The sequence below is a fragment of the Streptomyces sp. NPDC027189 genome, assembly GCF_055566975.1.
On record NZ_JBVHRI010000005.1, the window covers coordinates 233,855 to 256,558 of the forward strand.

General features: G+C 68.3%; 19 protein-coding genes and 1 pseudogene. 16 read left to right on the forward strand and 4 right to left on the reverse strand.

From position 1 onward, the window contains the following. The first annotated feature begins 393 nt into the window (after nt 1–393). Together ACZ4RZ_RS14630 and ACZ4RZ_RS14635 are read left to right on the forward strand one after the other, a co-directional pair. A complete protein-coding gene (locus ACZ4RZ_RS14630) occupies nt 394–1,995 on the forward strand; it encodes an ABC transporter substrate-binding protein (RefSeq protein WP_467744647.1) in 1,602 nt (533 codons plus the stop codon). A gap of 66 nt (nt 1,996–2,061) precedes the next feature. Then, a complete protein-coding gene (locus ACZ4RZ_RS14635; protein ID WP_467745055.1) occupies nt 2,062–3,645 on the forward strand; it encodes an ABC transporter substrate-binding protein in 1,584 nt (527 codons plus the stop codon). Between the two features lie 71 nt (nt 3,646–3,716). Here the strand turns inward: ACZ4RZ_RS14635 and ACZ4RZ_RS14640 are convergent, their stop codons facing one another. Continuing rightward, nucleotides 3,717–4,388: a response regulator gene (locus tag ACZ4RZ_RS14640; protein ID WP_010988071.1), complete on the reverse strand. Its 672-nt coding sequence runs from the start codon at nt 4,386–4,388 to the stop codon at nt 3,717–3,719. Between the two features lie 14 nt (nt 4,389–4,402). Then, nucleotides 4,403–5,422, reverse strand: a complete 1,020-nt coding sequence (locus ACZ4RZ_RS14645; RefSeq protein ID WP_467744649.1) for a RecB family exonuclease — start codon at nt 5,420–5,422, stop codon at nt 4,403–4,405. A 174-nt stretch (nt 5,423–5,596) separates the two neighbouring features. On the opposite strand from ACZ4RZ_RS14645, the gene ACZ4RZ_RS14650 reads away from it, so the two are divergent. The 3 genes from ACZ4RZ_RS14650 (at nt 5,597) to ACZ4RZ_RS14660 (ending at nt 8,872) form a co-directional block, all read left to right on the forward strand. Next, nucleotides 5,597–7,156 carry a site-2 protease family protein gene (locus tag ACZ4RZ_RS14650; RefSeq protein WP_467744650.1) on the forward strand — a complete coding sequence of 520 codons (1,560 nt, stop codon included), beginning with the start codon at nt 5,597–5,599 and terminating at the stop codon, nt 7,154–7,156. 38 nt (nt 7,157–7,194) lie between these two features. Next, nucleotides 7,195–8,097 (forward strand): tRNA (adenine-N1)-methyltransferase, encoded by a 903-nt coding sequence (locus ACZ4RZ_RS14655; RefSeq protein ID WP_028801621.1) that lies wholly within the window; start codon nt 7,195–7,197, stop codon nt 8,095–8,097. Between the two features lie 202 nt (nt 8,098–8,299). Continuing rightward, nucleotides 8,300–8,872 (forward strand): hypothetical protein, encoded by a 573-nt coding sequence (locus ACZ4RZ_RS14660; RefSeq protein ID WP_467744652.1) that lies wholly within the window; start codon nt 8,300–8,302, stop codon nt 8,870–8,872. 95 nt (nt 8,873–8,967) lie between these two features. Here the strand turns inward: ACZ4RZ_RS14660 and ACZ4RZ_RS14665 are convergent, their stop codons facing one another. Beyond that, nucleotides 8,968–9,273 (reverse strand): ferredoxin, encoded by a 306-nt coding sequence (locus ACZ4RZ_RS14665; protein WP_467744654.1) that lies wholly within the window; start codon nt 9,271–9,273, stop codon nt 8,968–8,970. 253 nt (nt 9,274–9,526) lie between these two features. On the opposite strand from ACZ4RZ_RS14665, the gene arc reads away from it, so the two are divergent. The 6 genes and pseudogenes from arc to prcA all read left to right on the forward strand — a co-directional run bounded on the left by arc (nt 9,527) and on the right by prcA (nt 15,420). After that, on the forward strand, nt 9,527–11,293 hold the full coding sequence (gene arc / locus ACZ4RZ_RS14670) for a proteasome ATPase (RefSeq protein WP_467744656.1): 1,767 nt from the start codon (nt 9,527–9,529) through the stop codon (nt 11,291–11,293). 234 nt (nt 11,294–11,527) lie between these two features. Next, on the forward strand, nt 11,528–13,039 hold the full coding sequence (dop, locus tag ACZ4RZ_RS14675; RefSeq protein WP_369245387.1) for a depupylase/deamidase Dop: 1,512 nt from the start codon (nt 11,528–11,530) through the stop codon (nt 13,037–13,039). Between the two features lie 155 nt (nt 13,040–13,194). Continuing rightward, the gene (locus tag ACZ4RZ_RS14680; protein ID WP_060902297.1) at nt 13,195–13,413 is read left to right on the forward strand and encodes a ubiquitin-like protein Pup; all 219 of its coding nucleotides are present in this window, start codon (nt 13,195–13,197) and stop codon (nt 13,411–13,413) included. 136 nt (nt 13,414–13,549) lie between these two features. Then, nucleotides 13,550–13,819, forward strand: a pseudogene (locus ACZ4RZ_RS14685) (endonuclease VII domain-containing protein); the annotation flags it as partial. Further along, complete coding sequence (gene prcB, locus ACZ4RZ_RS14690; RefSeq protein ID WP_467744659.1) at nt 13,771–14,616, forward strand: proteasome subunit beta; 846 nt, start codon at nt 13,771–13,773, stop codon at nt 14,614–14,616. The pseudogene ACZ4RZ_RS14685 and the gene prcB, both read left to right, overlap by 49 nt. Before the next feature lie 57 nt (nt 14,617–14,673). Then, a complete protein-coding gene (gene prcA / locus ACZ4RZ_RS14695; protein ID WP_467744661.1) occupies nt 14,674–15,420 on the forward strand; it encodes a proteasome subunit alpha in 747 nt (248 codons plus the stop codon). A 538-nt stretch (nt 15,421–15,958) separates the two neighbouring features. Here prcA and ACZ4RZ_RS14700 read toward each other — a convergent pair. Continuing rightward, nucleotides 15,959–16,987, reverse strand: a complete 1,029-nt coding sequence (locus ACZ4RZ_RS14700; protein ID WP_467744663.1) for a LacI family DNA-binding transcriptional regulator — start codon at nt 16,985–16,987, stop codon at nt 15,959–15,961. A gap of 120 nt (nt 16,988–17,107) precedes the next feature. Between ACZ4RZ_RS14700 and ACZ4RZ_RS14705 the strand changes: the two genes are divergently transcribed. The 5 genes from ACZ4RZ_RS14705 to ACZ4RZ_RS14725 all read left to right on the forward strand — a co-directional run bounded on the left by ACZ4RZ_RS14705 (nt 17,108) and on the right by ACZ4RZ_RS14725 (nt 22,659). Continuing rightward, on the forward strand, nt 17,108–18,367 hold the full coding sequence (locus tag ACZ4RZ_RS14705; RefSeq protein ID WP_467744665.1) for an MFS transporter: 1,260 nt from the start codon (nt 17,108–17,110) through the stop codon (nt 18,365–18,367). A gap of 9 nt (nt 18,368–18,376) precedes the next feature. Further along, a complete protein-coding gene (gene pafA / locus ACZ4RZ_RS14710) occupies nt 18,377–19,738 on the forward strand; it encodes a Pup--protein ligase (protein ID WP_340382033.1) in 1,362 nt (453 codons plus the stop codon). A 530-nt stretch (nt 19,739–20,268) separates the two neighbouring features. Further along, complete coding sequence (locus ACZ4RZ_RS14715; protein ID WP_467744667.1) at nt 20,269–20,844, forward strand: matrixin family metalloprotease; 576 nt, start codon at nt 20,269–20,271, stop codon at nt 20,842–20,844. Between the two features lie 14 nt (nt 20,845–20,858). Beyond that, nucleotides 20,859–21,527 carry a hypothetical protein gene (locus tag ACZ4RZ_RS14720; RefSeq protein WP_467744669.1) on the forward strand — a complete coding sequence of 223 codons (669 nt, stop codon included), beginning with the start codon at nt 20,859–20,861 and terminating at the stop codon, nt 21,525–21,527. 148 nt (nt 21,528–21,675) lie between these two features. Beyond that, nucleotides 21,676–22,659 carry an FKBP-type peptidyl-prolyl cis-trans isomerase gene (locus ACZ4RZ_RS14725; RefSeq protein ID WP_467744670.1) on the forward strand — a complete coding sequence of 328 codons (984 nt, stop codon included), beginning with the start codon at nt 21,676–21,678 and terminating at the stop codon, nt 22,657–22,659. Nucleotides 22,660–22,704 lie beyond the last annotated feature (45 nt).

Sequence of the window (22,704 nt, forward strand, 5' to 3'; positions counted from 1 at the left end):
GCGGAAAAGCGGGAGAGGGTTGCCGCAGGGAATTCGATCGCCGCCGGATGGCCGAATTCCGGTACTCGCCAACCCAGTTGAGAGTGTGACGTTCATCACTCGACAGCCGGTCGACATTGGGGTCGACGTGTGCAGTTACCCCCCTTTCGGGGGTGATGGGCGTGTCCTTGTGTCCCGATTGGTGGAACGCTGTACGAATCCTTCCGCTGTCGGGTTATCGGTGCGTCCGCGCCCGGTTTCGCAGCGTGATGGAAACTCAACTCCAGTCCCTGTGAGCCGTCCTGGTGGTGCGGACTAATCTCATCGCGAGAACATCGCCACAACCCCCGTGATCCGCAGCGACACCCCTGCATGCCGGGTACACGGACTCGACAGCTCTGGAGAAACTCGAGCATGAACCGCAAGACTTTGGTGCTGCCGGCCGTGGTCGGCCTGCTCGCCCCCGTGCTCGCCGCCTGTGGCGGGTCGGACAGCGGGAGCAACAGCGGCGATGCCATCGTTGTCGGCACCACGGACCGGTTCACAGCGTCGAAGGATGCGCCGGCTCCCCTCGACCCGGCATACGCCTACGACGTCGGTACCTGGAACATTCTCCGCCAGACCGTGCAGACCCTGATGGTCCAACCGCGTGGCGACGGTGAGCCGGAGCCCGAGGCCGCCGAGAGGTGCGGCTTCACCGACACCGGCAACGAGCGCTACGCCTGCACGCTGCGCAAGGACCTGAAGTTCTCGAACGGCGATCCCGTTTCCGCGAAGGACGTCAAGTTCTCGATCGACCGCGCGATGTCGCTCAAGGCCGACAGTGGGGTGTTCGCCCTGCTGTCCACCGTCGACACCGTCGAGACACAGGGCGACCGCGAGGTGATCTTCCACCTCAAGACCGCGGACGCCACCTTCCCGTTCAAGCTGTCGACCCCGGTCGCCGGCATCGTGAACCCCAAGGACTACGAGAAGGGCAAGCTCCGCGACGGCTTCGCCGTGGACGGCTCCGGCCCGTACACCCTTGAGTCCGAGGTCAAGGACGACACGATCGTCAAGGCCGTCTTCACCAAGAACCCGAACTACCAGGGTCAGTTGAAGGTGAAGAACTCCAAGGTCGAGATCCGCTCCTTCGAGAGCGCCGCCGCCATGGGCACCGCCCTCGAAAAGGGCGACATCGACCTGATGACCCGCTCGATGACGCCGGACCAGATCAACAAGCTCGGCAGTGCCACGGACAGCAACATCGACCTGGTCGAGATGCCCGGCCTGGAGATCCGCTACCTGGCCTTCAACACCGACGCCCCGACGGTGAAGACCCGGGCCGTCCGCCAGGCCATGGCACAGATCGTCAACCGCGGCGAACTCATCGCCAAGGTGTACGGCTCGCAGGCCGAGCCGCTCTACTCGATGGTCCCGGCCACCATCACCGGCCACTCCAACTCGTTCTTCAACAAGTACGGGGACCCGAGCGTCAGCAGGGCCAAGTCGCTGCTGGCGGGCGCCAACATCACCACCCCGGTCAAGGTCACTCTGCACTACACGACCGACCACTACGGCGCTGCCACCAAGCAGGAGTTCGAGGTGCTGAAGAAGCAGCTCAACGACAGTGGTCTGTTCGACGTCAGCATCACGGGCACGACCTGGGACAAGTTCGTCCCGGCCGAGCGGGCGGGCGACTACGACGTCTGGGGCATGGGCTGGTTCCCCGACTTCCCGGACGCCGACAACTACCTCGCGCCGTTCCTCGACAAGGACAACTTCCTCAAGTCGCCGTACACGAACAAGCAGATCATCAACAACCTGATCCCGGAGTCCCGGCGTGAGGCCGACCGCCTCACCGCGTCGAAGAGCCTCAACGACATCCAGAACGTCGTGGCCAACGACGTCCCGCTGCTGCCGCTGTGGCAGGGCAAGCAGTACATCGCCGCGCGGGACGACATCACCGGTGCCGAGTGGGCGCTCAACTCCTCCTCGACCCTCCAGCTGTGGGAGCTCGGCCGCGGCATCGGCTGACCGATCTCCCCGCCCCGGGGCCGGGACGGCCCCGGGGTTCGAGACCCGACGACAAGGCACATGCACGTGAACATGCGCAAGCAGTGGCCAGTCCTGCCGATCGTGGCGGGGCTGGCCTCCGGCCTGCTCACCGGATGCGGCTCCGAGACGGGCGACTCCGGGGGCGGAGACTCTTCCGTGGTCATGGGGATGTCCGACGACGTGTTGGCCACCGACCCGGCGTCCGGCTACGACCCCGGTTCCTGGCTGTTGTTCAACAACGTCTTCCAGTCGTTGCTGAGCTTCCCCAAGGGCGCCACCGAGCCGGAGCCCGAGGCCGCCAAGGAGTGCGCCTTCACGGACACCGGGACCAAGGTGTACAAGTGCACGCTGCAGGACGGGCTGAAGTTCAGCAATGGTGACGCGCTCACCTCGAAGGACGTGAAGTTCTCCTTCGACCGCATGCTGAAGATCGACGACGACTCCGGTCCCGCGATCATGTTCCCCATGCTCGACACGGTGGATGCACCGGACGACAAGACCGTCGTCTTCCACCTCAAGTACGCCGACGCCACCTTCCCGAGCAAGATCGCCTCCGGTGCCGGCTCGATCGTGGACCACCAGCAGTACTCCGCCGATGGACTGCGCAAGGACGACGAAGCGGTCGGCTCGGGCCCGTACAAGCTGGACTCCTTCAGCAAGGACCAGGCCGTCTTCTCGGTCAACGACAGCTACACGGGCACCGCCAAGGTGCAGAACTCCGGCGTGACGCTGAAGTTCTTCCACGGCGACCAGGCCGGCCTGAAGAACGCGCTGCTCAGCAACCAGATCGACGTCGCCTACCGAGGCCTCGCCGCCGACGACATCGCCGACATCGAGAACGACGCCTCCACCGGCCTGGGCATCAACGTCGTCGAGGGCAGCAGCGCCGAGGTGCAGCACCTGGTCTTCAACATGGACGACCCGGTCGCCGGCAAGCTCGGCGTGCGCAAGGCCATCGCCTATCTGCTCGACCGCGAGGCCCTGGTCAACGACGTCTACAAAGATACGGCGACGCCGCTCTACTCGATCATCCCGGCCGGCATCACCGGCCACAACACGTCCTTCTTCGACACCTACGGCGCCCGCCCCTCGAAGTCCAAGGCCGAGGCCGCGCTGCGCACCGAGGGCATCACCGGCAAGGTGAAGCTGACCCTCTGGTCGACGCCGTCGCGCTACGGCCCGTCCACCGACGCGGAGTTCAAGGCGATCGCCAAGCAGCTCAACGCCAGCGGGCTGTTCGACGCGACCGTGAAGTCCGTCGCCTTCGACCAGTACGAGAAGGACATCGCCAAGGGCAAGTACGGTGTGTACGTGAAGGGTTGGGTGCCCGACTACCCGGACCCGGACAACTTCACGGCCCCCTTCTTCGGCAAGGGCAACGTGCTGAGCAACAACTTCGCCAACAGCACGATCACCGGCCGGCTCATCCCCAAGACGGCCGCCGAGAGCGACCGCTCCTCGACGGACGCCGACTACGGCACGCTCCAGGACCTCGTGGCCGACGAACTGCCGGTCATCCCGCTCTGGCAGGCCAAGCAGTACGCCGTCGTCCGCGACAACGTCTACGGCCTGGAGTACTGCCTCGACGCCTCGACCGTGTTCCGCTTCTGGGAGATCAGCAAGGGCTGACCACCGTTGTACGTACGCCGAGGGCGCCCCCTTCTCGAAGGGGGCGCCCTCGGCGTGTGCGCTGTGGTGGGCTACTGCGCGCCGGGGCGCACCAACCCGCTCTCGTACGCGTACACCGCGGCCTGCACCCGGTCGCGCAGCCCCAGCTTGGTCAGGACGTGGCCCACATGCGTCTTGACCGTGGTCTCGCTGACGAACAGGTCGGCCGCGATCTCCGCGTTCGACAGCCCGCGCGCCACCAGCTTCAGCACCTCGACCTCACGCTCGGTCAACGTGTGCAGCGTGTCCGGAACCGGCTCGTCGCCGGACGGCAGATGGCCCGCGTACTTGTCGAGCAGCCTGCGCGTGATGCTCGGCGCGAGCATCGCCTCGCCCGCTGCGACCACCCGGATCGCCTGCACCAGCTCATTGGCGGGCGCGTCCTTGAGGAGGAAGCCGCTGGCGCCCGCGCGCAGCGCCTCCACCACGTACTCGTCGAGGTCGAAGGTGGTCAGGACGAGCACCTTCGCCGGCCCGTCCCGGCCGGGGCCGGTGATCTGCCGGGTCGCCTCGACACCGTCCATCCGCGGCATACGGATGTCCATCAGAACCACATCGGGTTGCAGGGCACGTACTTGGTCGAGTGCCTGGAGACCGTCGCCGGCCTCGCCGACGACCGCAAGGTCCTGCTCCGCTTCCAGGATCATCCGGAAGCCGGTACGCAGCAGCGGCTGGTCGTCGACCAGTAGGACGCGGATGGCCACGTAAGTCTCCTTCGCTAGTCCGGCCCCATTCTGCCCTGCGTGGCACCACCGGACTCCGGCGCCCTGACCGGCAGCGGATACGGCGGGGGAGTACCGCCGAATTCAGGACAGACCGCTTGGTGGTCGCACCAGCCGCACAGCTTGGTGGGCCGGGGCCGCCAGTCGCCGGTCTCGGTGGCCTGCCGGATCGCGTCCCACAGGGCGAGCAGCTTGCGCTCGACCCGCTCCAGGTCCGCGATCACCGGGTCGTACGTCAGCACGTCACCGCTGCCGAGATAGACGAGCTGGAGCCGGCGCGGGACCACCCGCTTCAGCCGCCACACCACGAGGGCGTAGAACTTCATCTGGAACAGGGCGCCTTCGGCGTACTCGGGCCGTGGAGCCTTGCCCGTCTTGTAGTCGACGATCCGGACCTCGCCCGTCGGCGCCACGTCGACGCGGTCGATGATGCCGCGCAGCTTGAGCCCGGAGTCGAGCCGCGCCTCGACGAACAGCTCCCGCTCGGCCGGTTCGAGCCGGGTCGGGTCCTCCAGCGTGAACCAGCGCTCCACCAGCTGCTCGGCCTCGGTCAGCCAGCGCGCCAGCCGCTCGCCCTCCGGGTCGTCGGCGAACAGCTCCACGACCTCCGGCTTCGTCTCCCGCAGCCGGTCCCACTGCCCGGGGATCAAGGACTTGGCGCGCGGCGCCGTCCGTTCCGTCGCCGGCGCGTCGAAGAGCCGCTCCAGGACCGCGTGCACCAGCGTGCCGCGCGTCGCCGCCTCGCTCGGCTTCTCGGGCAGCTTGTCGATCACCCGGAACCGGTAGAGCAACGGGCACTGCATGAAGTCACTGGCACGCGAGGGGGACAGGGACGCTGGCGGCACGGCGGGTGCGGCGGCCGGCGCAGCCGCTATGGCCTCGGCAGCTTCGGTCGGCTCTGTCGCGACGGCTCCGGTCGGCTCGGTCGCCACGGCTTCTGTCCGCTCAGCCGGTACGGCCGGCCCGCTGCTGTCGTCGCTGCCCGTCTCCGCGACACCCTCGGTGCTGGTCTCCATGACGACAGACCTTACGGCCCGCCACTGACAGTGACCCAGCCGCAGGCCGGGCGACGGCGGGGAAAACGGAGGGGGTGCCGGGGCGGAACGCATCACGACGGCCGCATACCATCGACCACAGACCCTCCTGCTCCGCATGATCGGGGCGGGAGACGCTTCGAACGAGGGGACATCGTGGACGAGAGCGGCGGGAGCGGGCAGCCGCGGTCCGGTACCGATGAAGCGACCGAGCGCCACCAGGGGCCCCAGGGCTCCACGGGCCCGGCCGCGGACACCGCGCGCCCCGGACCGGCCCGGCACGATCGCCCCACCGGGCCGGCGCCCACCGGTGAACCCGAGCCCCGGTCCGATGCCGACCCCGACGCCTCGGACGAGGCCCGGTCCGGGGGAGAGGCCGAGACCGCCACCGACGCCTCGAACGAACCCGAGGCGCACACGGGTCGCCCGGACGGCTCCCCCTCCGACACCGGTGCCGCCGAGGACACCCTGGTGCAGGCCGCCCCCCAGCCGCCGGGACCCGAGTCCGCGCGGACCCTGGCCCATTCCGGCAGCGGCAAGGGACGGCCGCCGCGGCGCGGCAGGGAGCCCGGTGGTGGGCTGCTCATGGGGCGGCCCTTCGGCGTACCCGTATATGTAGCGCCCAGCTGGTTCCTCGTGGCCGCGCTGATCACCTGGGTGTTCGGCGGTCAGCTGGACCGTGTGCTGCCGGACCTCGGCGCCGCACGTTACCTGGTCTCCCTCTTCTTCGCGGTGGCCTTCTACGCCTCCGTACTCGTCCACGAGCTGGCCCACACCGTCGCCGCCCTGCGCTTCAAGCTGCCGGTGCGCCGGATCCAACTGCAGTTCTTCGGCGGCGTCTCGGAGATCGAGAAGGAGGCCGAGACCCCGGGCCGAGAGTTCGTGCTGGCCTTCGTCGGCCCGCTGCTCTCGCTCATCCTGTCCGGCCTCTTCTATCTCGCCATGCAGACCGTCGAACCGGGCACCGTGCCGGGCGTCCTGCTGGCCGGCCTGATGATCTCCAACCTCATCGTGGCCGCCTTCAACCTGCTGCCCGGACTGCCCCTCGACGGCGGCCGTATGCTCCGCGCCGTCGTCTGGAAGATCACCGGCAGGCCGATGAGCGGGACGATCGCCGCCGCCTGGGTCGGCCGCGCCCTCGCCGTCTCCGTACTGATCGGGCTGCCCCTGCTCACCCAGTCCGGAGCACTCGGCGACACCCCGGACAACATCGGCGGCATGGACACCGTCACGGACGCCCTGCTGGCCGCCATCCTCGCCGCGATCATCTGGACCGGCGCCGGCAACAGCCTCCGGATGGCCCGGCTGCGCGAACACCTGCCGGAGCTGCGCGCCCGCTCGCTCACCCGGCGCGCGGTCCCGGTCGAGACGGACACCCCGCTCTCGGAGGCCCTGCGCCGCGCCAACGACGCCGGCGCCCGCGCCCTGGTCGTGGTCGACGCCGACGGCGAACCGCTCTCGCTCGTCCGGGAGGCCGCCATCGTCGGCGTACCGGAGCACCGCCGCCCCTGGGTCGCGGTGAGCGGCCTCGCCCAGGACCTCACCGACGGCATGCGCGTCTCCGCCGAGCTCGCGGGCGAGGACCTCCTGGACGTCCTGCGCGCGACGCCGGCCACCGAGTACCTGGTGGTGGAGGAGTCCGGCGAGATCTACGGAGTCCTGTCCGCGGCCGACGTGGAGCGCGCTTTCGTGAAGGCGATGGCCCGCCCCTCCTAGTGGTCGGCGGCCCCTTCGGCTGCCGGTAGGCTGGTCACATGTCCGAACCGACCGGTGCCGCCCGCAGGCGCGGGCCCTTCAAGGTCGGGGACCAGGTTCAGCTGACCGACCCCAAGGGCCGCCACTACACGTTCACGCTCGAAGCGGGGAAGAACTTCCACACCCACAAGGGTTCCTTCCCGCACGACGAGCTGATCGGCGCTCCCGAGGGCAGCGTTGTCCGCACCACGGGGAACGTCGCCTATCTCGCGCTGCGCCCCCTGCTCCCCGACTACGTCCTGTCCATGCCCCGCGGCGCCGCCGTGGTCTACCCCAAGGACGCGGGGCAGATCCTGGCCTTCGCCGACATCTTCCCCGGCGCACGCGTCGTGGAGGCGGGCGTCGGCTCCGGCTCGCTCAGCAGCTTCCTGCTGCGCGCCATCGGTGACCAGGGAATGCTGCACTCCTACGAGCGCCGCGAGGACTTCGCAGAGATCGCCCAGCAGAACGTGGAGCGCTACTTCGGCGGCCCGCACCCCGCCTGGCAGCTCACCGTCGGCGACCTCCAGGACAACCTGAGCGACACCGACGTCGACCGTGTCATCCTCGACATGCTCGCCCCGTGGGAGTGCCTGGAGGCCGTCTCCAAGGCGCTCGTCCCGGGCGGCATCCTGTGCTGCTACGTCGCGACCACCACGCAGCTCGCGCGGACCGTCGAGTCCATCCGCGAGATCGGCTGCTTCAACGAGCCGACCGCCTGGGAGTCGATGATCCGCAACTGGCACATCGAAGGCCTGGCCGTCCGTCCGGACCACCGGATGATCGGCCACACCGGCTTCCTGCTCACCGCCCGCCGCCTCGCGGACGGCGTCGAGCCGCCCATGCGCCGCCGCCGCCCCGCCAAGGGCGCGTACGGCGAGGACTACGCCGGCCCCAACGCCGACGGCGGCGCCGCCCGCTGACGCATCCGGCGCGCACATGTCGCCGACGTACCCAACGCACCACAAATGTGGCCGAGTTCCCGAAATCGCCCGGGAACTCGGCCGCAGCCCTTTTCTGTTGACGCGGCGCCAGAAGTCCGGACCCCGCCGTTCCGCCGCACTGTGACGTGTGGCACCATGCGGGACACCCCCACCGGCACAGCCCTCACAGGAGACACTCCTAGTGCAGCAATCCGCCGTCCCGGAACTGGCACACACGCACACCAGCCCCATCCAGTGGGTCGCCACGGCCACCGCCATCGCCGGAGTCGTCGCGCTGTCCTCCGTCCTGCAGCCCGACCCGGCGCGGGCGGCCCAGCCCGGCCCCCAGGCGAAGTCGGCGGCGGCCGTTGCGGCTCCCGACCCCGCCGGTGTCGACTTCCCGATCGAGTGCGGGCCCACCAAGGTCCTCGTACAGAAGAAGGCCTCCGGAGACCTCGACGGCGACGGCCGCCCGGAGACCGTGGCCGTCGTCCGCTGCGACGCGGGCTCGGGCACCCCGCCCAACGGCGTCTACGTTCTCACTCAGGCCGAAGGCGCGAGGAAACCCCGCGTCGTCGCGACTCTGGTCGATCCCAAGGACCGCCTGAGCGTCACGGACTTCGCGCTGCGCGACGCAGCCGTCACCGCCACGTTGCTCGGCTACTCCTCGTCCGACGTACCGAGTTGCTGTCCGGACGTGAAGGACCGCGCCAAGTGGCAGTGGAAGGGCGACGTGTTCGTCCGCTCGACCCCCTCCGAAGCACGGAGTGTGTGAGCACACCTTCGGACGTCCGGAACATAGGAAAACACCCTCCGCGCAGCGGAGGGTGTGAGGAAACAGACAGTCAGTGACGCGGAGTACCTTTCAAGTCACTCCGCGTCAGGGCCGTAGACCTCGACCTTGTCCGAAACCCGACGCACATGGATGCAGTCGCCCGGGCATTCCTTCGCGGAGTCCGTCACATCGCGCAGAAGCGGTAGCGGTACGGGCGTTGTGGCGCCCGGGGCCTGCAACAGCTCGTCGCCGGGGCTCTTCACATAGGCCAGACCGTCGATGTCCAGCTCAAAGACCTCGGGCGCATACTGGGCGCAGATCCCGTCGCCGGTACAGAGATCCTGATCGATCCAGACCTCGAGTGCCTCGCCGTCGACTGCGGCCTCCTGCTGCACGGTCATTTCTCCTGCCATTTCCTGCGCCGAGCGATCCGAAGACTGGGGAATCGGGCCAGCTCTGACGGGTGTTGAACACTTCGACCCTACCTCCGTCCGCTTCCCAATCATGTTGGATGGGTATTCCCCTGGCGTGAGGGAGAGCGCAAGGGTGAAGATCGGACACACCCCGACAGTCTTTGTGATCTAGGGGTTTCAATCGACACCCACCCAGGTAGGGTCTGGAAGCGTCCAGCTCCCCTTGGAGGAGGTGAGGACCGTGGCAGCCCACGACGACGACATGAACCGCGGCATCCGCCCGGGACGAGGGTCCGATGACCCCGCCGGGCAGATTGCCTACCTTGAGCAGGAGATCGCCGTCCTGCGACGCAAGCTCGCCGACTCTCCGCGTCACACGAGGATTCTCGAAGAGCGGATCGTCGAGCTGCAGACCAACCTGGCCGGCGTATCCGCACAGAACGAGCGGCTCGCCAACACGCTCCGTGAGGCCCGCGACCAGATCGTGGCCCTCAAGGAAGAGGTCGACCGGCTCGCACAGCCGCCGGCAGGCTTCGGTGTTTTCCTCATGGCGAACGAGGACGGCACGGCGGACATCTTCACCGGGGGCCGCAAGCTCCGGGTGAACGTCAGCCCCAGCGTGGAGCTCGAGGAGCTCAGGCGTGGCCAGGAAGTGATGCTCAACGAAGCCCTCAACGTGGTCGAGGCCATGGAGTACGAGAGCGTCGGCGACATCGTCACCCTCAAGGAGATCCTCGAGGACGGCGAGCGCGCCCTCGTGGTGGGGCACACCGACGAGGAACGGGTGGTACGGCTCGCCGAGCCGCTGCTGGACGTCACCATCCGCCCCGGCGACGCCCTGCTTCTTGAACCCCGTTCCGGCTATGTCTACGAAGTTGTTCCGAAGAGCGAGGTCGAGGAGCTCGTCCTCGAAGAGGTCCCGGACATCGGCTACGAGCAGATCGGCGGCCTGGGCAACCAGATCGAGATGATCCGCGACGCGGTCGAGCTCCCTTACCTCTACCCCGACCTCTTCAAGGAGCACGAACTGCGGCCGCCCAAGGGTGTGCTGCTGTACGGGCCTCCCGGATGCGGCAAGACGCTCATCGCCAAGGCGGTCGCCAACTCGCTGGCCAAGAAGGTCGCCGAGGTGACCGGCCAGGCCGCGGGCAAGAGCTTCTTCCTCAACATCAAGGGCCCCGAGCTCCTGAACAAGTACGTCGGTGAGACCGAGCGGCAGATCCGCCTGGTCTTCCAGCGTGCGCGTGAGAAGGCCAGCGAGGGCACCCCCGTCATCGTCTTCTTCGACGAGATGGAGTCCCTGTTCCGCACCCGTGGATCGGGCGTCAGCTCGGACGTGGAGAACACCATCGTCCCCCAGCTGCTCGCCGAGATCGACGGCGTGGAGGGCCTGGAGAACGTGGTCGTGATCGGTGCCTCGAACCGTGAGGACATGATCGACCCCGCGATCCTGCGCCCCGGACGCCTCGATGTGAAGATCAAGATCGAGCGCCCGGATGCCGAGGCTGCGAAGGACATCTTCGCGAAGTACCTCACCGAGCGCCTCCCGCTGCACTCCGACGACCTCGGAGAGCACGGCGGAGACCGGTCGGCCACTGTCCACGGCATGATCCAGAACGCCGTGGAGCAGATGTACGCCGAGTCCGAGGAGAACCGCTTCCTTGAGGTCACCTACGCCAACGGTGACAAGGAAGTCCTGTACTTCAAGGACTTCAACTCCGGCGCCATGATCGAGAACATCGTCGGCCGCGCCAAGAAGGCGGCCATCAAGGCCTTCCTCGAACAGAACCAGAAGGGCCTTCGGGTCTCCCACCTCCTCCAGGCCTGCGTGGATGAGTTCAAGGAGAACGAGGACCTGCCGAACACCACCAACCCGGACGACTGGGCCCGCATCTCCGGCAAGAAGGGCGAACGGATCGTGTACATCCGTACCCTGGTGACCGGAAAGCAGGGCGCGGACACCGGACGCTCCATCGACACGGTGGCGAACACCGGTCAGTACCTGTAAAAGACAGGGCGGCTGCGGGTGCCCTCACCGGGTACCCGCAGCCGACTGTTTTCCGGGTCACGGCTGGAGCAGAGCAATGACGCAAATGATCTCCCCACCAGCGCAAAGGCGTTCTAGGCTCTTTCGTACCGCCGAGTCGCGCGTTGCGGGGACGGGCACCGCACACGCACCGGAGCACCAGCGGTACTTGAGCAGCGTCCCCGACCGAGGGCGCCGCCGGGCAAGGAGGGCCGCATGACCGTACGGCGAGTAATGGGCATCGAGACGGAGTACGGGATCTCCGTCCCCGGCCACCCCAACGCCAATGCCATGCTCACCTCGTCCCAGATCGTCAACGCGTACGCGGCGGCGATGCACCGGGCGCGCCGCGCCCGCTGGGACTTCGAGGAGGAGAACCCGCTGCGGGACGCGCGAGGCTTCGACCTCGCCCGCGAGGCCGCCGACGCCAGCCAGCTCACCGACGAGGACATCGGCCTCGCCAATGTCATCCTCACCAATGGCGCGCGACTGTACGTCGACCACGCACACCCGGAGTACAGCGCCCCGGAGGTCACCAACCCGTGGGACGCCGTCCTGTGGGACAAGGCCGGCGAGCGCATCATGGCGGAGGCCGCGGAGCGCGCGGCCCAGCTCCCCGGCGCCCAGCCGATCCACCTCTACAAGAACAACACCGACAACAAGGGCGCCTCGTACGGCACGCACGAGAACTACCTGATGAAGCGGGAGACCCCCTTCTCGGACATCGTGCGCCACCTCACGCCGTTCTTCGTCTCACGCCAGGTCGTCACCGGAGCGGGCCGCGTCGGTATCGGTCAGGACGGGCACGAGCACGGCTTCCAGCTCAGCCAGCGCGCCGACTACTTCGAGGTCGAGGTGGGCCTGGAGACCACCCTGAAGCGCCCGATCATCAACACGCGTGACGAGCCGCACGCGGACGCCGAGAAGTACCGCCGGCTGCACGTGATCATCGGCGACGCGAACCTCTCCGAGATCTCGACCTATCTGAAGCTGGGCACCACGGCGCTGGTCCTGTCCATGATCGAGGACGGCTTCATCGCTGTCGACCTGGCCGTCGACCAGCCCGTACGCACCCTGCACCAGGTCTCTCACGACCCCACGCTGAAGCGACTCGTCACGCTCCGTAGTGGGCGCACGCTGACGGCTGTGCAACTCCAGATGGAGTACTTCGAGCTCTCGCGCAAGTACGTGGAGGAACGGTTCGGGGCCGACGCCGACGAGCAGACCAAGGACGTCCTGCTGCGCTGGGAGGACACCCTGAACCGCCTGGAGAACGATCCGATGAGCCTCTCCGGAGAGCTCGACTGGGTCGCCAAGCGGGAGCTCATGGAAGGCTACCGGCGCCGTGACAGCCTCGACTGGGACGCCGCCCGGCTGCACCTGGTCGACCTCCAGTACGCCGATGTACGGGCCGAGAAGGGCCTCTACAACCGTCTCGCGGCGCGCGGCAAGATGAAGCGCCTCCTGGACGAGGCGGACGTCGACCGGGCCCGCACCAAGCCGCCGGAGGACACGCGCGCGTACTTCCGCGGGCGCTGCCTGGAGCAGTACGCGGACGACGTGGCGGCGGCTTCCTGGGACTCGGTGATCTTCGATCTGCCCGGCCGGGACTCGCTCCAGCGCGTTCCAACCCTGGAGCCGCTTCGCGGAACGCGTAATCACGTCAAGGAGCTCCTCGACCGCTGCCGTACGGCCGAGGACCTGGTCAGGGTTCTGTCGGGCGGCTGAGCGGCCTGCCGAGCGCAAGGGGCGTTCGGGGTGGAAAAGGGCGACGTCCGGGAATCATCGAGGTGGCCCCCGTACGTTGTAGCAACTGCGGGGCCGATGTCGGACCCTGCTTGTAGGGTCTGATCAAGAACGTCGAACCGAGCGGGGTGAGGGTTATGGCGACCAAGGACACCGGCGGCGGACAGCAGAAGGCAACGCGTTCCACCGAGGAGGTCGAGGAGCAGGCGCAAGACGCGCAGGTATCCGACGACCTCAAGGAGCGCCAGGAGAAGCTGAGCGACGACGTCGACTCGGTTTTGGACGAGATCGACGATGTCCTGGAGGAGAACGCAGAGGACTTCGTTCGAAGCTTCGTCCAGAAGGGTGGGCAATAGGTCGCCTTTTCCTTCGATTCGAAGGTTCAGGTGCGACGGGGGCTTTGAGTGTCGGAAGAAGTGGGCGTGAAGCGCTGCTCGCGGTGCAAGGACTACAAGCCCCGAGCAGCCTTCGCGCGCACCTGCGGCGAGACCACACCTGAAGCGCCCGTTCGGCATCACCGAAGCCGAACGTGACGCCTCGCAAATGCGGCTCCGCGTGATCTGCCTGAAAGCTCCTGCAGATCATGTGGATCACTGCCACGAGACGGGTAGGGTCCGTGGCGTACTGTGCTGCAACTGCAATTCGGCCATCGGCAAGTTGGGAGAAGATCCCGACGCTCATCGTCGGGCTGCCGCCTGATTGGAAGGATCCTCGTGGAAGCCAACACTCGTAGCACCGGGCGTCTACCGGCTGCCTTCCTGACGCCTGGGTCGTCGTCCTTCATGGACTTCCTGTCCGAGCACCAGCCGGAAATGCTCCCGGGCAAGCGGCAGCTGCCGCCCGTCCAGGGCGTGATCGAGGCCCCGCACGGCACGACCATCGTCGCCGTCACGTTCCCCGATGGCGTGGTGCTCGCCGGTGACCGGCGGGCCACCATGGGGAATGTCATCGCTCAGCGCGACATCGAGAAGGTCTTCCCGGCCGACGAGTACTCGGCGGTGGGCATCGCGGGTACGGCGGGCCTGGCCGTCGAGATGGTGAAGCTCTTCCAGCTGGAGCTGGAGCACTTCGAGAAGGTGGAGGGCGCCACGCTCTCCCTGGAGGGCAAGGCGAACCGCCTCTCCACGATGATCCGTTCCAACCTCGGCATGGCCATGCAGGGCCTCGCCGTGGTGCCGCTCTTCGCCGGGTTCGACGTGGACCGCGGCAAGGGCCGCATCTTCTCCTACGACGTCACCGGCGGCCGCTCCGAGGAGCACGGCTACGCGGCCACGGGCTCCGGCTCGCTCTTCGCACGCGGCGCCATGAAGAAGCTCTACAGCAACGACCTGACCGAACAACAGGCCACGACCCTCGTCGTCCAGGCCCTGTATGACGCGGCCGACGACGACTCGGCGACCGGTGGCCCCGATGTCGCCCGCCGGATCTACCCGATCGTCACCGTGATCACCGAAGAGGGATTCCGTCGTGTCACGGACGAGGAGTCCTCCGAGATCGCCCGCTCGATCCTGGAGCGGCGCCTTGAGCAGCCCGACGGTCCGCGGGCCGCGCTGCTCTGAGTCCGGCCCTTTTACCAAGGTGATCCAGTGACTTCGACAGAAAGGGACGGATAACCGGTGTCGACGCCGTTCTATGTCTCACCCCAGCAGGCCATGGCCGACCGGGCCGAGTACGCCCGCAAGGGCATCGCCCGCGGCCGCAGCCTGGTCGTGCTGCAGTATGCCGACGGCATCGTGTTCGTCGGTGAGAACCCGTCCCGTGCACTGCACAAGTTCAGCGAGATCTATGACCGGATCGGCTTTGCGGCCGCCGGTAAATACAACGAGTACGAGAACCTGCGGATCGGTGGTGTGCGTTACGCCGATCTCCGTGGTTACACCTATGACCGTGATGACGTGACCGCTCGGGGTCTCGCCAATGTGTACGCCCAGACTCTGGGCACGATTTTCTCCTCGGCGGCCGAGAAGCCGTACGAGGTGGAGCTGGTCGTCGCCGAGGTGGGGGAGACCCCCGAGGGTGACCAGATCTACCGGCTGCCGCACGACGGGTCGATCGTGGATGAGCACGGTTCGGTCGCGGTCGGCGGCAATGCCGAGCAGATCAGTAGCTATCTGGATCAGCGGCACCAGGACGGGATGTCGCTGGCGGAGGCGCTGAAGCTGGCCGTGCAGTCGCTGTCGCGGGAGCCGAACGGTGGTGAGCGGGAGATTCCCGCGGAGCGCCTGGAGGTTGCGGTGCTGGACCGGACGCGGCCGCAGCAGCGGAAGTTCAAGCGGATCGGCGGGCGGCAGCTGGACCGCCTGCTGGAGGCGGGTGGCGCGGAAACCGCCACGGAGGCCGAGGACTCCGACGACGAGGAGTGACCGTCGCCTTCGCCTTGCCCATCGTGCGCCCCGGCCTTGCATCGGCCGGGGCGCGCGTGGCGTTTCGGGGTTGGCTGCGGGCCGGGGGTGCCTGCCGGTGGGTGGGTGGGTTCGTGTGCCGCCGTTGCGGGTCGGGGCCGCGCCGGTACATCCGCCCGCATCCGAACGGATCGGCTGTGGTCGCAAGGGTGCTGTCTCTTTGGGATCCGTCCGGATGCAGGCATTCGATGTACCGGCACGGCCCCTTCCGTGCGTCGCCGACCTCGGGTGTGTGGGGGCCGGGGACCCACCACCGTCCCCGGTCCGAGGCATACAAGCAGCGCAACACCCGGAGTTCCGCGCGGTGAACATCAAGCAGCCGGAATGGGTCAGCCGCCTGATGTCGGAGTACTTCCAGCCGTAAACGCCCCCGCCAACCTGCCCGCCCTCACCGCCTCACCCATGACAGGTCACGAATGCGGCTGGAGTATTAAGCGGCTGGAGCGCTGATCGGACAGGCGTGTCCGATCAACTGACCACCCGACCTAAGAGGCACGCCCTAGTCGCGGGGCCGAGGGGGGCGTGGTGGGGCCGTGGAGCCCCGTACGACCAGTTCGACCGGGATGTCGCCCTGTGGGGGTGTGCGGGCGTCCAGGACGGCCAGGAGGGCTTGCATGCCGCGTTCGCCGAAGAGCTCGGCGTCGAGGCGGACGGTGGTCAGTTCGGGGTCGATGGCTCGGGCCAGGGCCAGGTCGTCCAGGCCGGTGATGGAGATGTCGGCGGGGATGTGCAGGCCCAGGCGGCGGGCTGCCTTGTAGGCGCCGGCCGCGAGCTTGTCGTCGTCGCAGACCAGGGCGGTGGGGCGGGGGCCGGGTGCGGACAGGGCGCCTGCCGCGGCGGCGAGGGCGTCGTCGATGGAGATGGGGGCGCGGGCCGTGCGGAGGTCTGTGCCCGGGACGCCGGCGAGGCGGGTGGCGAGTTCGCGGGCCCGCACCTCGAAGGTCCAGGAGGCGATGTCGGCGGCCAGGTGCAGGAAGCGCCGGTGCCCCAGGGTGAGGAGGTGCTCGGCGACCTGCCGTACGCCGTCCCTGATGTCGAGATTGACCGTGGCCGCGCCCAGGCTGCCCTCCGGGTCGCTGTCGAGCATGACCAGGGGGAGCTGGTCGCCGCGGATCGCTGTGAGGGCGTCCGCGGCCATGGAGGAGGCGATCACGCCGTCGAGGGCGGCCGTCGCCGATCCGAACGGGTTGCGGGCGGGGCCGATGCCCTCGGGGGAGGGGTACAGGACCACGCCGAAGCCGTGCTCGGCGGCGACGCGGGCCGCGCCCGTGTAGACGCCCGCGAAGAACTCCGTGGTGAGCGCGGGGACCACCAGGAGGACCGTACGGGTGCGGCCCAGGCGCAGGTTGCGGGCGGCCAGGTTCGGGCGGTAGCCGAGCTCCTGGGCGGCCTCCCGGACGCGCTCCGCCGTGGCCTCGGAGACCCGGCCGCGCCACTTCTCGCCGAGCACCAGCGAGACGGCGGCCTGGGACACCCCGGCGGCCTGGGCGACGTCCCGGCTCGTAGGGCGCGCGCTACCTCGTGCCACCGTCGACCTGCTCCCTCGTCTGGACTCGCGGACTGCGCACATGGTACGTATGACAGAGGGCGTTATACGTAAAACTTGAGTCGCCGGGTCGGCTGGGGTGCTTCCGAGAGAAGGCGGGACATGGCTGCGGGATACCTGGAGATCCTCAGGGCGAGGCACGCCGCACGGCTGCTCGTCGGCACGCTCATAGGGCGGTTGCCCAACGCCACCGCCGCCATCGCCGTCGTGCTCTTCATTCGCGCGGAGGGCGGCACGTACAGCCTGGCCGGCGCACTGGCCGCCGTCTACGGGGTGGCCAATGCCGTGGGCCAGCCGCTGCTCGGGCGGCTCGTGGACCTCTACGGGCAGCCGCGCGTCCAGCTGCCGGCCGCGCTCGTCTCGGCCCTGGGGATGACCGTCTTCGCATTCGCGGGTACGGACCCACTGCCGCCGGCGTACGTGTCGATGGCCGTCGCCGGGCTCTTCACCCCGCCCCTGGAGGGCGGCCTGCGTGCGCTGTGGCCCTCCGTCCTCCGCAAGGAGGACCAGGTGCACACCGCCTACGCCATGGACGCGGTGGCCCAGGAAGTCATGTTCACGGTCGGGCCGCTGCTCGTGACGCTGTGTGTGTGGCTCTGGTCCGCGCAGGCCGCGCTGCTCGTCCTGAACGTCATCGGTGTCCTGGGCGCCCTCTCCGTAGTCGTCTCGCCGCCCTCGCGCGCGTGGCGCTCGGCCCCGCGCGAGGCCCACTGGCTCGGCGCGCTGCGCTCGGCCGGGCTGCTGGCCCTGCTCGGCGCGTTCCTTTTCGTGGGGATCGCGCTGGGCTCCATCACGGTCGCCGCGGTGTCGTACGCCGACAGTCACGGCGGGGACGCGGTGTACGGCTGGCTGATGGCGGGCATCGGCCTCGGCGCGCTCATCGGTGGCACGGTGTACGGCATGCGGCAGTGGGGCGGCGCGCCCGAGCGGCGACTGCGGGTGCTCGTCGCGCTTCTGGCGGTGTGTTACGTGCCGCTGACGCTGGTGCCCGGCCCGGTCGCCATGACGGCGCTCACCACGCTCGCCGGAGTCTTCCTGGCGCCGTGCATCGCCTGTGCCTTCGTCCTCGTCGACCGGCACGCGCCGCGCGGCACCGTCACCGAGGCGTTCTCCTGGCTTGTGACGACGTTCACCGTGGGAGCGTCCGTCGGAACGGGCGTCGCGGGCCCTGTAGTCGAGTGGGGCGGGGCGGTGTGGGGCTTCGCCGTGCCGGGGGCCGCGGGCTCCGCCGCACTGGTGGTTCTGCTGGCCACGGGGCGGGTCCTCGCAGCTCCCGGGAAGGGTGCGGTGGTTGCGGCTTCATCGGAAAATGATCCAAACCGTGCCGTCGAACCCCGTTTCAGCTCAGGGGATCGGGCGTAATGTTCAGTCATGGACCGCCGCATTTTCGGGCTGGAGAACGAGTACGGCGTCACGTGTACGTTCAGGGGACAGCGCCGCCTGTCTCCCGACGAGGTGGCGCGGTACCTCTTCCGCCGTGTCGTGTCATGGGGCCGCAGCAGCAATGTCTTTCTGCGGAACGGTGCCCGCCTCTATCTCGACGTGGGATCACATCCGGAATACGCGACACCCGAATGTGACAACGTGACGGAACTGGTCACCCACGACAAGGCCGGCGAGCGCATTCTCGAAGGACTCCTGGTGGACGCCGAACGACGCCTGCACGAGGAAGGAATCGCGGGCGACGTCTACCTGTTCAAGAACAACACCGACTCGGCGGGCAACTCCTACGGGTGCCACGAGAACTATCTGGTGGCCCGGCACGGGGAGTTCTCCCGACTCGCGGACATCCTCATTCCGTTCCTCGTCACCAGGCAGCTCCTGTGCGGTGCCGGCAAGGTGCTGCAGACGCCGCGCGGCGCCGTGTACTGCGTCAGCCAGCGCGCCGAGCACATCTGGGAGGGCGTCAGCTCCGCGACGACCCGCTCCCGGCCCATCATCAACACGCGGGACGAGCCGCACGCCGACGCCGAGCGCTACCGCCGGCTGCACGTCATCGTCGGCGACTCGAACATGTCCGAGACGACCATGCTCCTCAAGGTCGGCGCCACCGACCTGGTACTGCGCATGATCGAGGCGGGCACGGTCATGCGCGACCTCACCCTGGAGAACCCGATCCGGGCGATCCGCGAGGTCAGCCACGACATCACGGGCCGCCGCAAGGTGCGCCTGGCCAGCGGCCGGGAGGCCTCCGCCCTCGAAGTGCAGCGCGAATACTACGAGAAGGCCGTGGACTTCTGCGAGCGCCGCGGCATCCGCACCGGCACCGTCGAGCAGGTCCTCGAGCTGTGGGGCCGCACGCTCGACGCGATCGAGGCCGAGGACCTCGACCGGATCGGCACCGAGATCGACTGGGTCATGAAGTACAAGCTCATCGAGCGGTACCGCGCCAAGCACAACATGACGATGTCGCACCCGCGGGTCGCGCAGATAGACCTCGCCTACCACGACATCCACCGTCGCCGTGGCCTGTACTACCTGCTGGAGAGGAAGGGGCAGGCCACCCGGATCTGCAACGACCTGAAGATCTTCGAGGGCAAGTCCGTGCCGCCCCAGACCACTCGGGCGCGGCTGCGCGGCGACTTCATCCGGCGCGCTCAGGAGCAGCGCCGCGACTTCACCGTCGACTGGGTCCATCTGAAGCTGAACGACCAGGCGCAGCGCACCGTGTTGTGCAAGGACCCGTTCCGTTCCGTCGACGACCGGGTGGAGAAGCTGATCGCCGGTATGTGACCGGAACCGGCCCGCTCGTGGGCGGGCCGGCCCTGCACGCCCGGTGCCCGGAGGTGGTGACACCTCCGGGCACCGGGCGTCTTTGCTGCCGTGGCGCCGGCTGTCGCCCACGGTGTGTCCGGAGCGGTGAGAGAGATGTCACGGTTCCCCGTGTGGGGCAGTATGGGCGGAATCATTCATTCCTAGGAGCATCCGCGGCCATCTGTCGTCACAAATCACTGTGAAACGGTCGCTGTTCGTCGATGATCCTTTATCACACGCAATCGGGCGGCCGTGCGCGACGCACCGGAATTCGGGGCGATCGGGCCCCGGTCGGGCGTGCTGTCCCGGCGGGAAATCCGGGTCCGCCTCCTTTGCCAGCTGTTAGCTTCGAGCGGTCGGCATGGCCATGACCAGCTCGTCGATATCGCTGCGGACTCCCCTGGCCAGGGACTTTCCGCGCTCGAAGCATCAACACAAACCGGGGGCTCATTTTGCGCTCTGTCAAGACAAAGGGACGCTCGGCGCTCGTTCTCGCCACAGCGGGAACCGTGATCGCGACAGCCCTGGTGGGAGTGACCGCCTCGCCCGCCTCGGCGTACTGCCGCAGTGGCATGACGAAGTGGAACAGCGCCTCCACCGCGAAGACCATCGGCGCCAACACCACGTTCCCCAGCGGGCTGAGGAACGGCCTCAACGGCGGCCTCAAGCAGTGGAACCGCAGTGCGTCCGCGCTGCGTTACAACTCGCCCGTCTACACCGGCGGCTGGCTGATCTACGCCTTCCGCGCCTCCTACAGCTACACCAGCCTCATGGGCAGCGCGCCCGGATACGCAGCCACCCAGGTGTCGGGCAGCACGCACAACGGCGGGACGCTGTACCTCTCCAACCGCTTCAGCTGGGTGAACGCCAGTCAGGACATCGGCCGGGGCAAGGCGGACGTGCAGACCGTCGTCGTGCACGAAGTCGGTCACTTCACCGGCCTCGCCCACCCGTGGCCGGACCCGTGCACGGACGGCTCCGCGTACACGTCCGCGGAGAAGGGGTCCGTCATGACGACCATCAACACCGGGACCCGGCGTGCTCTGAACAGCGACGACATAGCCGGCGTCCGGGCCATCTACTGACGGGGGAAGCAGAAATGAGTGCAGTTCGCACAGTGAGGCCGCGCGCCCTGGTGCGTGCCTCGGCCGCTCTCGCCCTGCTCGCCCTCGGCGCTTCGGCGTGCGCCGGGTCCACCGGTGGGCAGCACGACGGCACGGCGAGGAAGTCCGGCACCAAGGCCGTGCGGGTCATCGAGGGACACCCGTACGCCGTCGACAGCAGCCCCGAGGCCGCGATCGCGTTCCCGATGAACGAGAACGTCTTCGAGGGCACGGTCGTGGACCGGCGTCCCGATGTGCACGCCACGGACGTGCTCGACGACGGAACGAAGTTCGAGGTCGTGTACACGCCCGTCGTCGTCAGGGTCGACACGGTCCACAAGGGCGCGCTGAAGAAGGGCGCCGAGGTCGTCGTACGGTCCATGGGCGGCACCGCCGACGGGGTCCAGTACGCGATCGAGGAGGCCCCGGCCAAGAAGACGTTCGCGAAGGGCACTTCGCTGGTCGTCTTCGGCAGCGAGTACACGGCCGTGGACTCGGAGAGCGGACCGGCCATCACACCCAACTTCCTCTACCGGGAAGCCGGCGACACGGTCGTCGACGCCACCTACGCGCGCGGTGCGTACGACGGGGGGCCCGCCGACCGGATGAACCGGACGGAGTTCCTTCGCAAGCTCCGCCCGCTGTCGGCGAAGACGGCCTCCTGACGGTCCGTCCGAGGGTCGCTCAGGGCTGACAGTCGCCCGGACCGGTCACCGGTCCGGGCGACGGCGTGTCTCGCGTCAGACCGTACGGGGCGCACGTAGGTCGTAGAGTGGCGGCCATTGCCCCCACCCCCGACTCCCAGTTGGACTGATGAACTACAACGTGAAACGACGTGCCGTGGCGCTGCTGGCCGTTCCCGCCCTGTTGTTCACCGCCGCGTCGTGCGGATCGGACGACAAGAGTGACAGCGAGGCGTCGGCGGGCGTCGCTCAGGTCAAGGGGGAGTTCGGGGCCAAGCCCGAGATCTCCGTGCCCAAGAGCGGGAAGCCGTCCGACAAGACCGTGGTCAAGACGGTCTCGACGGGCAGCGGAGCCGTGATCAAGGCCTCCGACTTCGTCCGCCTGGACTGGACCGTCGAGAAGTGGGGGAGCAACCAGGCACTGGGCGGCACCTGGGCTTCGGCGACCGCCGGCTCCACTACGCCGCGGCAGCAGTCCGTCGACCAGATCGGCAAGCAGAGCCAGCAGCTGCCCGCCAAGGTCCTGGACGCCGTGAAGGGGCAGAAGACGGGCAGCCGGATCCTGGTGCAGGGCACCGCGGGCGACCTGATCGGCGCGGGACTGAACACCTCCTCCGGCATCACCGCCAAGGATGTGCTGATCTGGGTGGTCGACGCGGTCGGCTCCGCCGGCGTCGACGCCAAGGCCTATGTCAAGGGGACGCAGGCGGCACCCGACCCCGGCATGCCCACGGTGTCGGCCCCGGCGCCCAAGGCGGCGACCATCACCATCCCCAAGGACACCAAGGCGCCCAAGGACCTCAAGGAGCAGGTGCTGATCAAGGGCACCGGCAAGAAGGTGGAGGCCGGCCAGGGCCTCATCGCCCAGTACACCGGGGTGAAGTGGGAGGACGGCAAGCAGTTCGACTCCTCCTGGGACCACGGTGGCGCCACCGCCTTCCAGATCGGCACCGGCTCCGTGGTGGCCGGCTGGGACAAGGGCCTCGTCGGCAAGAACGTGGGCGACCGCGTCCTGCTGGTGATCCCGCCGTCCCTCGGCTACGGCGCCAACCCCAGCAGCGAGCTGGCCAAGAACACTCTCGTCTTCGTGGTCGATATCCTCGGCACGGTCTGACCACAGAGTCTGTGAGACTGTCCGGGACGCAGGCCGTGCAACAAG